The following is a 13,813-nucleotide window of genomic DNA, read 5'->3' on the forward strand; positions in this document are numbered from 1 at the left end:
AAGCAAGCCCCAAACAAACCCAAAGGGGTAGGGCCGAAGCAGGCCCAAAACCAAACCCCAAAAACAGGAAAGGGGCCCATAGGCCCCTTTCCAATCACCAGCAGTATCGCAGCAGCTTACTTGCCGCGGTTCATCGTGGCATTGCTCTGGCCGGTGGCCACCGAGCGTTCACCCGCGAACGGGTTCAGCTTGCGGATCATCCACGGGTACTTCGGCCAGTTGCCGGCCAGCCACGGATGCTCCGGCTGGTTCAGCTCAAGCACGCGGCGGGCGTCGTCGGCCAGGGTTTTGTTGCCCAGGTTGGTGTAGGCCTCGCCGAGCAGCGCGACTGCGTCGTACTGGAAGGCGCTCTGCGGGTAGGTTTCCAGCAGGTAGTTGGCACGGCCAACCACGGACACCCAGGCGCCACGGCGGGCGTAGTACAGGGCATCGTCCAGCTCATGCTGGGCGAACACGTCGCGCAGTTCGACCATGCGCTGGCGCGCATCGGCGGCATAGCGGCTGTTCGGGTAGCGCTCGGTGACGATGTTGAAATCGGCATAGGCTTGGCGCGGGGTCGACAGATCACGGCGGCTCGGGTCCAGCGACCATACGCGGCGCAGGAAAACCGTATCGCGATTGCCGTTGGCAAGACCGCGCAGGTAGTACAGGTACGCGATGTTGCGGTGGGTCGGGTAGGTACGGATGAAGCGGTCGATGCTCGACACGGCGTCATCGTTCTTGCCGGCCTTGTACTGGGCATAAGCGCTTTCGATCATCGCCTGCTCGGTGTACGGGCCGTACGGATACTGCGCAATCAGGCGCTTGAAGCTGGTTTCGGCGCCGGACCAGTTGCCGCCCTCCATCAGCTTGTGGCTCTTTTCAAACAGTTGTTCGACCGGCGCGCCTTCGTCGGCGTCCTTCTTGGCGCCGCGGTGGCAGCCAGTGGCGACGAAGACCAAAACCAGCAACAGGGCGGTGAGGCGGACGGGCGCGGACAGCAGCGAAGAGCGTCGGATCATGGGTTCAGGGCAGGACGCGGCAGGAATACGAAGGGGCGATGATAGCCTAGTGGCCTGTCCTGCGACTGACTGTTGTCGCCTGGACCCCATAATTTCGTCTTTAGCCGGTCTTTGCCCATGTCCGAGAACACCTCTTCCAGCCCGCGCCACGCGCAGGTTCCCGATTCCGCCGCCGGTCGTCGCTTCGACGCGGTCCTGGCCGAATTGTTCCCCGAATTCTCCCGTTCGCGCCTGACCGAATGGATCAAATCCGGCGCAGTTCTGCTTGATGGCGAGCCCGTGCGCCCGCGCGACCCGGTCCGCGGTGGCGAAATTGCCACCCTGAATGCAGTGCTCGAAGTCGAAGTCCATGCCCTGCCGGAGGACATCCCCTTGTCGGTCCTGTACGAGGACGAACATGTGTTCGTTATCGACAAGCCGGCCGGCCTGGTGGTCCACCCCGGCGCCGGCAACCCCAGCGGCACCCTGCTCAACGCGCTGCTGTTCCGTGACCCGGAGATCGCCAAGGTGCCGCGCGCCGGCGTGGTCCACCGCCTGGACAAGGACACCAGCGGCGTCATGGTGGTGGCCCGTACCGTGCAGGCGCAGACCGCGCTGGTCGAGCAGCTGTCGGCGCGTGAAGTGCATCGCCAGTACCTGGCGGTGGTGGTCGGTGCGCTGGTCTCCGGCGGCACCGCCGATGCCCCGATCGACCGCCATGCACGCGACCGCCTGAAGATGGGCGTGCGCGAGGACGGCAAGGAAGCGGTGACCCATTACCGCCTGCGCGAGCGCTTCCGCGCCCACACCGCGCTGGAATGCCGCCTGGAAACCGGCCGTACCCACCAGATCCGCGTGCACATGGCGCACCTTAAGCACGCCATCGTCGGTGACCCGCTGTACGGCGGCTCGCTGAAGCTGCCCAAGGGCGCCACCGACGAGCTGGTCGCGGCACTGCGCGGCTTCAAGCGCCAGGCCCTGCACGCCGAGACGCTGGAATTCCAGCACCCGATCACCGGCGAGACGATCAGCAACACGGCGCCGGTTCCGGCCGATCTGCTGGCGCTGATGAAGGCACTGCGCGAGGACTCCAAGGCTTTCGCCGAGCGCGAGCGGGGCCGCTGGTAATGGCGGAGGCGAGCCCGCTGTGGCTGGCTGACTGGCCTGCGCCTCCGCGGGTGCGGGCCTTCACCACGATGCGTCATGGCGCCGGCGGCTCGCAGCCCCCGTTCGACAGTTTCAACCTGGGCAACCGGACCGCCGCCGATGGCGACGATCCGGCCCAGGTGCAGCGCAACCGCGACGAACTGCAGCAACTGGCCAAACTGCCGTCGGCAGCGCACTGGCTGCGCCAGGTGCACAGCAGCGTGGCGCTGCGTTTCGACGCGCCACCGCAGGCGCAGGGGCTGGACGCTGAGCCAACCGCCGATGCGTCGGTGACCTCGGTGCCGGGCGTGGTGCTGGCCATCCTTACCGCAGACTGCCTGCCAGTGGTGTTTGCCGCCCGCGACGGCAGTGAAGTGGCGGCCGCCCATGCTGGCTGGGGCGGATTGGCGCGCGGCATGCTGGAGAACACCTTGGCCGCCATGCAGACGCCCGCTGAGGCGCTGGTAGCATGGATAGGGCCTGCGGCCGGTCCCGCCCTGTACGAGGTCGGCGTGGACGTGCGCGAGGCCTTCCTGGCGCATTCCAGCGCCGCTGAGGGTCATTTCGTGGCCACCCGGCCCGGTCATTGGAAGGTAGACCTGCCTGGGCTGGCACGGCAGCGGCTGGTGGCCGCAGGCATGCAGTCGTCCGCGATCCACGGCGGCGACCTGTGCACCATGGCCGACCCGCAGCGCTGGTTCTCGCACCGGCGCGATCAACGCAGCGGCCGTATCGCCACCCTGGTGTGGATGGAGCCTTGAGCGCGCCGCTGTTCGCACAGGTGCTGGGCCCAGCGTTCGAGCAGCTGGCCCCGCAGGTGCGTGCGCTGCATTCGATCCCCTCGCATCAGCGCTGGAGCGGGCAGGGTGAAGTGCTGCGCGGTAGCCATTGGCTGGTCGCGCCCTGCGCGTGGCTGGCGCGGCTGCCGCCAACCTCCAGCGTGCCGGTGACGGTGGAGTTCGTGGTTGATGCCGGCGGAGAGTGCTGGAACCGGAAATTCGGCGCCGCGCGCATGGCATCGCGCCTGTGGCAACGCGAAGGGCGGCTGTTCGAGCAGCTTGGCGCGGTGCGCTTCCGTTTCGGATTGCGCGAAGAGGCTGGCCAGATCCTGTGGCGGGCGGAACGTGTCTGGGCATTCGGTGTGTTGCCGTTACCGACCCGCTGGTTCGCGCAGGTGCATTGCCGCGAGCGTGAGCAGACCGGGCGCTATGAATTCCTGGTGGATGTGTCGATGCCGCTGATCGGGCGGCTGATCCGGTACGAAGGGTGGCTGTTGCCGGAGGAAGCGCGTGGCTGAGCCGGCGGTGATCGTGTTTGATGGCGTCTGCGCGTTGTGCAGCCGCTGGGTGCGTTTCCTGCTGCGGTTCGATCGGGTCGGTCGCTACCGGTTCGCGGCCATGCAGGGTGGGCAGGGGCGGGCGCTGTTGGCTGCGCACGGGCTGGATCCGGACGATCCTTTGTCGTTCCTGCTGGTCTCTGATGGTGTTGCTTACACCGATACAGACGCGATCCTGCGGGTGGTGACCGGATTGGGTGGGGCTTGGCGCGTGGCCTGGCTTGCGCGGGTGTTGCCGGCCTCTGTGCGGGACCCTGCGTATCGCTGGCTGGCGCGGAATCGGTACCGCTGGTTCGGGCGGCATGACAGCTGTTTTCTGCCGACAGCGGAGCAGCGCGGGCGGTTTTTGGATTGAGTGGGGTGGGTTCTGCTAGCTAGGAGCTTCCCCTCACCCCAACCCCTCTCCCGTAAACGGGAGAGGGGCTAATGCACGTGCAGCCGACGCGATCTTAGCCCCTCTCCCGTTTACGGGAGAGGGGTTGGGGTGAGGGCAGGCTCTTGCCTCCGCTCCAGCCCTAAACCCCCTCCAACGCCCCCAGATAATCCCGCCGCCAACGATGGATATCATGCGCGCGCAGATGCTCCATCATCGCCCGCCAGCGCTCGATCCGCTCTGCCCGCGGCATGTTTGCAGCCGTCGCTATCGCATCGGCAACACCATCCAGATCGTGCGGATTGACCAGCAGCGCCTGCTTCAATTCATCCGCCGCGCCAGCCAATAGCGACAACACCAACATGCCCGGGTTCTCGGGGTCCTGCGCAGCGATGTACTCCTTGGCGACCAGGTTCATGCCGTCGCGCAGCGGCGTTACCAAGCCGACTGCCGCCTGCCGGTAGAAACCGGTCAGCGTGCTGTGTGCGTAGTTCTGGTTGACGTAGCGCAGCGGTGTCCAATCGGCTTCGGCATGGCCGCCGTTGATATGCCCGGCCAGACGCTCCAGATCGCCACGCAGCTTGCGGTACTCGTTGACGCTGCCACGGGATACCGGCGCGATCTGCAGGAAGGTCATATCGCCTTTCTGCTGCGGATAGCGCTGCAGGTATCGTTCAAAGCCGTGGAAACGGTCCGGCAGGCCCTTGGAGTAATCCAGCCGGTCCACGCCGATTGCCAGCTTGCGGTGCTGCAGGCTCTGCCGCAGGCCGCGCACCGGCTTGTTGCTGGCCGCGCTGCGGGCCTGCCGGGCGATGTGCTCGGTATCGATACCGATCGGGAATGCGGAGGTGCGCACGCGGCGACCATCGGGTGCCTTGATCCAGTCGCTGTCGATCAACGTGCCGCCGCCGAACAGACGCACATAGGACTGGAAGCGGTCCACGTCACGGCGGGTCTGGAAGCCGAGCAGGTCGTACGAATACAACGCCGAGAACAGTGAGCGGTGGTCGGGCAGGGCTTGGATGAGGTCAGCTGAGGGAACCGGCACATGCAGGAAGAAGCCGATCCTGCAGGCGATGCCACGCTCGCGCAGCAACGCCGCCAATGGGATCAGGTGGTAGTCGTGGATCCACACCGTATCGTCGTCGCGCAGCAGTGGAGCCAGCGTATCGGCAAACAGTCTGTTTACCTTCCAATAGCCTTCGCGCTTGCGCCGGTCGTAGTCGACCAGGTCCAAACGGAAATGCAGCAGCGGCCACAAAGCGCGATTGGCGAAGCCGTTGTAGTAGTTGTCCAGGTCAGTTTTGGACAGGTCCATCGTCAAGTAGCGGATTGGCCCGTCCTGTGCTTTGTGCAGGGCGCCGCTATCGACACTGACGCTGCGTCCACTCCAGCCAAACCACAACCCGCCACGTTCGCTGAGTGCCGCCAGCAGGCCGGTCGCCAGTCCGCCAGCGCGGTTTTCGCCAGGTAATGCCACGCGGTTGGAGACCACCACCAGTCGGCTCACGACGCCTCCTGCCAGCTGCGCGACAAGCGCATCGCGGCGATCACCAAGCCCACATGCGAGTAGGTTTGCGGGAAATTACCCCAGGCCTTGCCATCGAAGGCTAGGTCTTCGGATAGCAGGCCCAGGTGATTGCGCTGCTGCAGCAGTATTTCGAACATCTCGCGCGCTTCGTCCATCCGCCCGATCGCTGCCAATGCATCTATGTACCAGAAGGTGCAGATGGTGAAGCTGGTTTCCGGTGTGCCGAAATCATCCGGCGCGATATAGCGGTACAGGGCATTGCCATGCTTCAGATCGCGGCCGATGGCCTCGACCGTGGCGATGAAGCGCGCGTCCTTGGCATCGATGAAGCCGATGTCGGCCAGCAGCAACAAGGAAGCATCCAGCCGATGACCACCAAAGGTATCGGTGAAGTGACCAAGCTGCTCATTCCAGCTTTCGTGCATGATCCGCGCGTGGATCTGGTTGGCCCGTTCGCGCCAGTAGACGGCGCGGCCATCGAGCTTCAAGCGGGTTGCGATCTTGGACAGCCGGTCACAGGCCGCCCAGCACATCGCGCTGGTGTAGGTATGGACTTCGGTACGGCCACGGAATTCCCACAGGCCGGCATCGGGTACGTCGTGCAGCGCAAACGCCTGTTCACCAAGCGGCTCGAGGCGCGCGAAGGTATGCGCGTCACCCGGGTCCTGCAGACGCTGGTCGAAGAACAGCTGGGTGGAGGCCAGCACCACGCTGCCGTAGACATCGTGCTGGCGCTGCACCCAGGCCAGGTTGCCGCGGCGTACCGGGCCCATACCGCAATAGCCGGACAACGAGGCGACTTCCTCCTCGTCGAGCTTGGCCTCGAAGCCGATGCCGTACAGCGGCTGCAGGCTGCCGTCGGTGCTGGCCAGGTTGAAGATGTAGCCCAGGAACTGCTCCATGGTGCGGGTCGCGCCGAGCCGGTTGAGCGCGCGCACCACGAAGGCGGCATCGCGCAGCCAGCAGTAGCGGTAGTCCCAGTTGCGGCTGCTGCCAGGTGCTTCCGGGATGGAGGTGGTCATCGCCGCGATGATGGCGCCGCTGTCTTCGTACTGGCACAGCTTCAAGGTGATGGCGCTGCGGATCACCGCGTCCTGCCAATCCAGCGGCACCGACAGGTAGCGCACCCATTCGCGCCAGTAGTCGCGTGTGCGCTGCGTGGCTTCCTGTACGTAGCCGCTGAGCGATCGGTTCAGCGATTCGTCCACGCCCAGCACCAGATGCACGCGATGATTGAGCACGAAGGGCAGGGCATCGCGGACGAAGCGCACTGGAACGTCGGTGGTCAGGCGTAGCACCAGATCCGGCAACAGCCAGCGGATGTGATTGCTGCCCCAGGTGGTTTCCGGTTGGCGCGCGCCCCAATCTGCAAGCGGCCGTGCGCGCACGATGATGCGCGGGTTGCCGGATAGCGGGGTGACCTGGCGGATCAGGCTGACGGGCCGGTAGAAGCGATCGTTCTGGCGCCAGCGCGGGGCGAAATCGATGATCTCCACCGCGCCGCCATGTGTGTCGCGCAGCACGGTGCGCAGGATCGCGGTATTGCTGAGGTAGGACTGCTCGCTGTCGAGGAAGTCCTCCAGCTCGATGCCGAAGTCACCGCCGGGGTGCTGGTTGGGGCCGAGCAGGGCACAGAAGGCCGGATCACCATCGAAGCTGGGCAGGCAGCTCCAGACCACACGCGCCTGCTTATCGATCAGTGCGCCGAAACTGCCATTGCCAACTACGCCAAGGTCGAGGGTGGCGTCTTGCATTGCGTTCTCCTTGCTGTGCGAGCGCCAGTGGCGTCGCTGTTTCCTCCGGGTGGGTCAGGTAATGGCTGCGCGCAGCCAAGCGTGTACGGCGGTGATGTCGGGCAGTGCTGCAACGGCCACGCTTTCGTTGCGCTGGCCGACAAGTACGCCAATGCCGTCGAGTTGCTGCGCGGCGTGGAAGCCGTGCTCGTCGGTCAGGTCGTCGCCGATGAAGACCGGGCGCCGGCCTTGGAAAGGCGGGTTTTGCATCAGTTGCTGCAGGGCGCGGCCCTTGTCGTGGCCGCTGCCGATGAACTCGATCACGTGGTTGCCGGGTTGCAGGCGCACGTCATGGAGCTGCGGTAGTTGTGCGTTGGCGAATGCGATCACGGCCGCGCCAGCATCCGGCGCGTTGCGCCAGTGCAGGGCCAGTGCCTGGCCCTTGTTCTCGATCATCACGCCGGGGTGGGCATGCGCCAGCTGCATCGCGCGCTGGTGCAATGCGTGCAGCCAAGCTGCGGTGTCTGTCTGGGCGGGTTCTGCATCGACAGAAGTGAGCAGTTGCGCGCCATGCAGGCCGGCGATGGGCAGGCGCAGCGGCGCGAACATGGCCTGCAGTTGGCTGACAGGGCGGCCACTGAGCAGCGCCAGCGCGCCGCCGAGACGTTGCTGCACGCTGGCCAGCAGCGTGAGCAGGGACGGGGCGGGCGCCACCTTGTCCGGGTGGTCGGCAAAGGCGAGCAAGGTGCCGTCTACGTCGAGAAACAGTGCGTCGTCATCTGCCAGCGCCGGAGGGGGCGGTCGCTGTAGGTCATCAAGCATGCGGCCACTATGCCGTATCGGTTGTTACAGGAAGGTCATTTGGGGCTGGGGGCTTGCTGTACGTGTTTCCAGAGCGCCCTCACCCCAACCCCTCTACCGACGAACGGGAGAGGGGCTAGTGCACTACGAGTGCGCGCGATGCGAGCCCCTCTCCCGCAAGCGGGAGAGGGATTGGGGTGAGGGCAAGCTTCTGGTCTTCACCCAATCCACAACATCACTTGGTAACCGCAAACTCGATCCGGCGGTTCTGCGCACGTCCTTCGTCAGTGTCATTGCTGGCACGCGGTTTTTCCTGGCCGTAGCCCTTGGCACTGAGCGTACCGGCAGCAACGCCAAGCTCGGCCAGCTTGGCAACCACCGCATCCGCACGTTGCTGGCTCAAGGTCACGTTTGCAGCAGCATCACCGGTGTTATCGGTATGGCCGCCGACTTCGATCTTCGTGCCTGCAGGTGCCTGCTTGATCGCATTCGCCGCGCTGGTCAGTGTCTCCAGACTGTCGCGGGTGATGGTGGCCGAGCCAGTGTCGAAGTAGATGTTCATCAGGTTCAGGGCTTTGACCAGATCATCGCCGCTGAAGCCGGCTTTGAGTCCTGATAGTGCCGCCGCCGCACGGTCCCACAAGCCGCTGATCTCGAAGCCGCCGAACAGGCTGCGCAGCTTGTCGCTTACGGTGAAACGATCGGCTTCGGACATGCCGCTGGTATCGATGTTGAGCTTGTCACCATCGAAACCGAACTTCAGACCCTTGGCTTTCAATTCGGGCAGTGCGGCGATCAGCTTGTCGAGCCAACCAGCTGGCAGGGTTGCAGGATCTACGGTGATGTTGCCCGACAGATTGCCTTCACCGAAGTTGGCTTTCAGGGCATCCCATAGGCGGGTCTTGTCGGCCTCGCTGGCAACCTGGCCGCTGACCGTGACTTTGCCGTCCACGTTCTCGAAGCCAAAGCGTGGATTGGCTTGTGCAACTGGTGCTGCAGGTTGCATGGTGGTGGCCGGTTGCATCGGCGCTGGTGCGACGGCTTCTTCCTTCTTGCAGCTGCGGAACAACAGGAACGCCGCAAGCAGCAGAATCAGTGGAAGCAGCCATTTCCAGAAGCCGCCGGATGGTTTGCTGGCAACGGTGCCACCGCCGCTATAGCCGGCAGTAGGTGTGCTGGTACCAAACCAGCGCTCGTAGTCGGCTGGGCGGGAAGAGGGGATCTTGCCGCCCGGGGTGAGTTGGCCGACGATCTTCGGCAGCAACCATGCACCGGCCATATTCACTGCCGCTGCTGGAATGCCGAGCTTGCTGGCAATGCCGCTGGCCAGGTTCTGGCCGAAGCCGGCGCTGAACTGGTCCGGTTGCAGCGCGTTGTCGCCAGGCGAGGTACCTATCCACGACGAGAACAGGCCGTCGTGGCCTGCATCGGTAAAGCGTTTCTGCAGGCCGGCGAAGCCGCCGTTGGCGGGATCGAAAATGACATCGACAAGCTGGCGCACGAGGCGCCCTGCATTGTCGCCGAGATGAAAGCGGCTGGCCGCTTCGCGAATCAACGACTCGAACATATACGCCTCCGCAAGGGATGAACCGGGCTGGAATGTGCCGGCAGGCGTAAGGAGCGCCCAGCGCTGTTAAAGCTGGATGAATTCGGGGGTTTTGGGGGGCATTAGCTAAGAGCTTCCCCTCACCCCAACCCCTCTCCCGCAGACGGGAGAGGGGCTCGGATCGCGTCGGCTGCTAGTGCACTAGCCCCTCTCCCGCGCGCGGGAGAGGGGTTGGGGTGTGGGGGAGCTTCTAACAAGAAATCTCTCTCCCCTCGCACCCCAATCAGAAGGTAAGCCGCACCCGCCCGTACCAATACGCACCATTGCTGCCAATTGGCGACAACACGTCATACGGCAGGTTGCCGAAGTAGTAGATGTCCTCGTTCGACTTGTCCGGGTAGTTGTCGGTCAGGTTCTGCCCGCCAACAGCCACGCTCCACTGCGGCGTAATGCGGTACTCGACTTCCGCATCCAGCTGCCACTCGGCCTGGTAAGTCTGGGTTGGAACATAGCCGCCACCAAAATCGAAGACGCGCTTGACGCTGCCATGACGGCTGACGCGGCTGCTCAACGACCAGCTGTCATTGGCCCAGCTGGCGGCGAACTGCGCGCGGGTGCGCGGTGCGGCGTCGGTCAGCGTATTGCTCTCCTCCACGCCGAACAGCACGTAGTCCGGGTTCAGTGCCAGCAACTGCGAGGGCGTGGCGACGACGTTCTTCAACTCGGTCTTGGCGTAGCTCCAGGTGCCGGTCAACAGCAGCTCGCCATCACCCAGTGATTGCCGCCAGTTGCCGACGAACTCGGCGCCGCGGGTGCGGGTATCGGCGGCGTTGACGAAGTAGTGCGCGCTTTCCAGCCCAGCGATGCCGAACTGCTGCTGCACGAAATCGGTCAGTGCATCGCCGGTGATGCTTTCCGACAGTGCGATACGGTCATCGATATCGATCTGGAACAGGTCCAGCGACAGGTCGAAATGGCTACCGATCTGGCTGGTGAAGCCGAGGCTGTAGTTGATCGACTTCTCCGGCTTCAGGTCGCTTGCGCCCAAGGCGCGTGCGATCGGATTGTTCACCGACAACAGGCGGCCCTGCACCAGCTGGCCACCAGCGGTATAGCCGGTCGAAGTGGATTCGTAGCCGATCTGGCTCAGCGACGGCGCGTGGAAGTTGTTGGAGACCGAACCACGCAGCGCGAACGCCGGCGCGAATGCATAGCGCGCACCGATCTTGCCGGTCAGTTCGCCGCCGAAGTCCTCGTAGTGCTCGTAGCGTGCGGCGATATCGGTGGAGAACTTCTCGCCGAAGGTCGAGGACAGGCTGGTGTAGGCACTGATCACATCGCGCGACAGATCGGCCTCGTCCTGCGGGGTCAGGCCACCGCCGGCCTGCGAGCCGGTCGGCCGGTCGGTATACGGGCCCGCGGCATAGCTGGCCGGGTTGCCGGCGCCGGTTTCATAGCGCTCGTGACGGCCTTCGATGCCGAAGCCGAGGCTGTGGGTGTCATTGGCGCGCACGAAGATGCGGCCGAAATCCAGGTTGGCCACGGTCTGGGCGAAGCTGAAATCGGCGGTCTTGAAGCTGGTCGGGCTGGTCGGGCCAAGCGAGGCGTTGAGCGAGTTGCGCAGGCGATAGGTGAACTCGTTGCGGCCATGGTCGAGGCTTGCATCGTAGTTCCAGTCGCCGAGTTCGCCACGGGCACCGGCCACCAGCTGCACGTCCAGGTTCTCGCCTTCGGAGATCGGGCGGTAGCCGTTCGGATACAGCTCCTTCCAGTTGGCTTCGCCGTCCGGGTAACGGAAGTAATTGGCGCCTTCGGTATCGCGCTGGTTGTAGGTGCCGAAGGCATAGGCCTTGGAGGCGACGCCGAACGGGATTTCGGCATTGAACCAGGCGTTGAGATCCTTGCTGGAGCCATCGCCCAGCGAGTAATTGCGCTTGCCGGCCAGGGCCAGATTGTCCGGGGTCTGCGCTTCCCACGGCGGGATCTGGTCGAAACCGGCGCGATTGGTCGCTTCGCGGTTCTTCAGCTCCAGGCCAACGCGCAGGAAGCCGCCGTCGTCGCTCAGCGCGGTGCCGACCTTGGCGCTGAAGTAGCTGGTCTGGCCATCGGTCAGGGTGCGGTCGATCGGCTTGAGGTCGGTGTGGTGCGCGCCGAAGCTGGCTTCGATGGCGCCGCCTTCCGGCGCGTCGTCGAGGATCACGTTGATCACGCCGGCCACCGCATCGGAGCCATACAGCGCGCCGGCGCCGTCACGCAGCACCTCGATGCGCTTGATCGCGCTGACCGGGATGGCATTGAAATCGACTGGCGTGGTGCCCTTGCCGATCTTGCTGTCGGTGTTGACCAGGGCGCTGTTGTGGCGGCGCTTGCCGTTGATCAGCACCAGTACGTGGTCGGGCGACAGGCCACGCAGCTGGGCGGCGCGGATGTGGTCGGCACCGCCGGAGTTGGACTGGCGCGGGAAGTTGAACGAGGGCAGCAGCGCCTGCAGTGCGCTGCCCAGCTCGCCGTTGACCACGCCGGCCTTGCGGATGTCCTCGGCGCTGAGCACGTCCACCGGTGAGGTGGATTCCAGCACGGTGCGGTCCACGGCGCGGGTGCCGGTGACGATTACCGTGTCCAGATTGGTGGCTTGCTGGGCGTCCTGGGCAAAAGCGGGGGAAGACAGCGCCAGCGCGATGGCCAGGCCGAGCGGGGCCGAGGTGGGGCGGGACATGGGAACTCCGGAAATACAATGGGGAAGGGCGGGGGAGGGATGTAGTTGACGTCAAGACTTACATCCATCCGGATGAAGCGATATATTATCTTCGCGTTAACGGCGGCCTGGATGCAAGTCCTGCTGGCAATTGGCTGATAACCAAACGCGATATCCCCTGCGGTGCCTTGGATGCCACCGTGTCGTTCCTGCCCGGAGGTTTTCCATGAAGTTGCACGCTGTCCTGTTGCCCTTGTTGTTTGCCGTTGCCGCCAGTGCCCACGCCGCTCCGCCTGCAGCCGAAACCGCGCCCAGCGCCCAGCTGCACGGCGATGCCGCGCGACCTGCCGAGGCCGGTGGCTGGGTGCGCAGCGAGCTGTATTTCGGCGTTGGCGAGGAAACCGGGCCATCGGCCCGTGAGCAGACCGATGTGATCAGCGAGGCGCAGTGGCGCGCCTTCCTCGACAAGGAAGTCACCCCGCGCTTCCCCGATGGCCTGACCGTGTTCGATGCCTACGGCCAGTGGCTGTTCCGCGGCGCACCCGAGCCCAACCGGCTGCGCACCAAGGTGCTGGTGATCCTGCACGAGGACAGCGCGCAGCGCCGTAACGACATCGAAGCCATCCGCCTGGCGTGGAAGCAGGCCACCAGGCACCAGTCGGTGCTGTGGTCGCGGCAGCCGGTCGAGGTTTCGTTCTGATCCGCACTGGATCGGCTAGCCTGCGGGCAGCCTCCAACCGCAGATGAGCTTCTCGATGATGTCCCTGATATCCACGTCCCGCTGCCGTTTTGCCGCGTGCGGCTTGCTGATTGCAGTGGTTTCGCTGTTGGCAGCGCCAGCATTCGCGGCAGATGACAGCGAGATCCGCTTCGAGGTTGCAGCCGGCGTGAGCGCGCATGCGCGCTTGCTGGACGATGGCAGCGTGGAGGTTGGCACCAATCGATCAAAGGGTCGGCAGGTGCTGTCGGCGTCCACGGATGAGGAAGGCGGCGGCACGCGCCTGGGCCACGCCGACTACAACTTCGACGGCTATCAGGACCTGGACACCAGCGCGACGCTGGGCCAGGTCAACGAATCGGTCACGGTTTACATGTTCGAGCCGGCCAGTGGCCAGTTCCGCGCGTTGGCCGCCCCCGAGGCGCCGGAGATCAGCTGCGGAGGCTTCTGGTCGCTGACCCCGGACCCGGCCACCCGCACGTTGAGCAGCAGCTGCCGCAGTGGGCCGATGTGGTACAGCGACATCTACCGCTATCAAGGCAATCAGCTCTATCTGTACCGCTCGATGCGCAATGCCTTCATCGACACCGAAAGCTTGGCGCAGGTGGTGAACCTGGGGCCAGTGGAAGATGCCGAGATACTGATGGTCTGGAGCACCTGGGACGCAGCAGGCAAACGGCTTGAGACCGCGCTATGGAACGCATTCGATCCGCCTCTGGAAGATGTCCCGATGCAGGGCCGCAGCGCATCGGTGGTACCGGCAAAGCTGCCGCTATACAGCAGGGCGGGTGACTCCTCCACCAAACGCTATCTGCTCAAAGGCGACCACGTCGAGCTGCTGGACGAAGCCGACGGCTGGCTGCAGCTGCGTTACCGCAATCCCAGCCGTGGCCCGGTGCTGGGCTGGGTGAAACTGCCCACGAACGAATGATCTGTTCCACCCGCACGCATTTT

General features: G+C 64.7%; 11 protein-coding genes and 1 pseudogene. 6 read left to right on the forward strand and 6 right to left on the reverse strand.

What is annotated here, in order from left to right; all coding sequences use genetic code 11:
• Window positions 1-116: 116 nt before the first annotated feature.
• On the reverse strand, window positions 117-1,001 hold the full coding sequence (locus ACVOMF_RS11520) for an outer membrane protein assembly factor BamD (RefSeq protein WP_481509417.1): 885 nt from the start codon (window positions 999-1,001) through the stop codon (window positions 117-119).
• A 117-nt stretch (window positions 1,002-1,118) separates the two neighbouring features.
• Between ACVOMF_RS11520 and rluD the strand changes: the two genes are divergently transcribed.
• The 4 genes from rluD to ACVOMF_RS11540 are packed head-to-tail and all read left to right on the forward strand — an operon-like array spanning window position 1,119 to window position 3,817.
• Window positions 1,119-2,108 carry a 23S rRNA pseudouridine(1911/1915/1917) synthase RluD gene (gene rluD / locus ACVOMF_RS11525; protein ID WP_296252647.1) on the forward strand — a complete coding sequence of 330 codons (990 nt, stop codon included), beginning with the start codon at window positions 1,119-1,121 and terminating at the stop codon, window positions 2,106-2,108.
• A complete protein-coding gene (gene pgeF / locus ACVOMF_RS11530; protein WP_481509418.1) occupies window positions 2,108-2,887 on the forward strand; it encodes a peptidoglycan editing factor PgeF in 780 nt (259 codons plus the stop codon). The genes rluD and pgeF overlap by 1 nt, the downstream gene beginning before the upstream one ends.
• The gene (locus ACVOMF_RS11535) at window positions 2,884-3,423 is read left to right on the forward strand and encodes a DUF4166 domain-containing protein (RefSeq protein WP_481509419.1); all 540 of its coding nucleotides are present in this window, start codon (window positions 2,884-2,886) and stop codon (window positions 3,421-3,423) included. The genes pgeF and ACVOMF_RS11535 overlap by 4 nt, the downstream gene beginning before the upstream one ends.
• A complete protein-coding gene (locus ACVOMF_RS11540; protein ID WP_481509420.1) occupies window positions 3,416-3,817 on the forward strand; it encodes a thiol-disulfide oxidoreductase DCC family protein in 402 nt (133 codons plus the stop codon). The genes ACVOMF_RS11535 and ACVOMF_RS11540 overlap by 8 nt, the downstream gene beginning before the upstream one ends.
• A gap of 160 nt (window positions 3,818-3,977) precedes the next feature.
• On the opposite strand, the gene otsA is transcribed toward ACVOMF_RS11540, so the two are convergent.
• The 5 genes and pseudogenes from otsA to ACVOMF_RS11565 all read right to left on the reverse strand — a co-directional run bounded on the left by otsA (window position 3,978) and on the right by ACVOMF_RS11565 (window position 12,162).
• Window positions 3,978-5,345, reverse strand: a complete 1,368-nt coding sequence (otsA, locus tag ACVOMF_RS11545) for an alpha,alpha-trehalose-phosphate synthase (UDP-forming) (protein ID WP_481509421.1) — start codon at window positions 5,343-5,345, stop codon at window positions 3,978-3,980.
• Window positions 5,342-7,147, reverse strand: a pseudogene (locus ACVOMF_RS11550) (glycoside hydrolase family 15 protein); the annotation flags it as partial. The pseudogene ACVOMF_RS11550 and the gene otsA, both read right to left, overlap by 4 nt.
• Window positions 7,148-7,174: 27 nt before the next feature.
• A complete protein-coding gene (gene otsB, locus ACVOMF_RS11555) occupies window positions 7,175-7,921 on the reverse strand; it encodes a trehalose-phosphatase (RefSeq protein WP_481509422.1) in 747 nt (248 codons plus the stop codon).
• A gap of 214 nt (window positions 7,922-8,135) precedes the next feature.
• Window positions 8,136-9,467 (reverse strand): OmpA family protein, encoded by a 1,332-nt coding sequence (locus ACVOMF_RS11560; RefSeq protein WP_481509423.1) that lies wholly within the window; start codon window positions 9,465-9,467, stop codon window positions 8,136-8,138.
• Window positions 9,468-9,729: 262 nt separating this feature from the next.
• Window positions 9,730-12,162: a TonB-dependent receptor plug domain-containing protein gene (locus tag ACVOMF_RS11565; RefSeq protein ID WP_481509424.1), complete on the reverse strand. Its 2,433-nt coding sequence runs from the start codon at window positions 12,160-12,162 to the stop codon at window positions 9,730-9,732.
• Between the two features lie 205 nt (window positions 12,163-12,367).
• On the opposite strand from ACVOMF_RS11565, the gene ACVOMF_RS11570 reads away from it, so the two are divergent.
• On the forward strand, window positions 12,368-12,841 hold the full coding sequence (locus ACVOMF_RS11570) for a DUF3574 domain-containing protein (protein WP_481509425.1): 474 nt from the start codon (window positions 12,368-12,370) through the stop codon (window positions 12,839-12,841).
• Window positions 12,842-12,896: 55 nt separating this feature from the next.
• Entirely contained in the window at window positions 12,897-13,790 is an 894-nt protein-coding gene (locus ACVOMF_RS11575) for an XAC2610-related protein (RefSeq protein WP_481509426.1), read from the forward strand.
• Window positions 13,791-13,813 lie beyond the last annotated feature (23 nt).

Source organism: Stenotrophomonas sp. STEN022 (assembly GCF_056760155.1).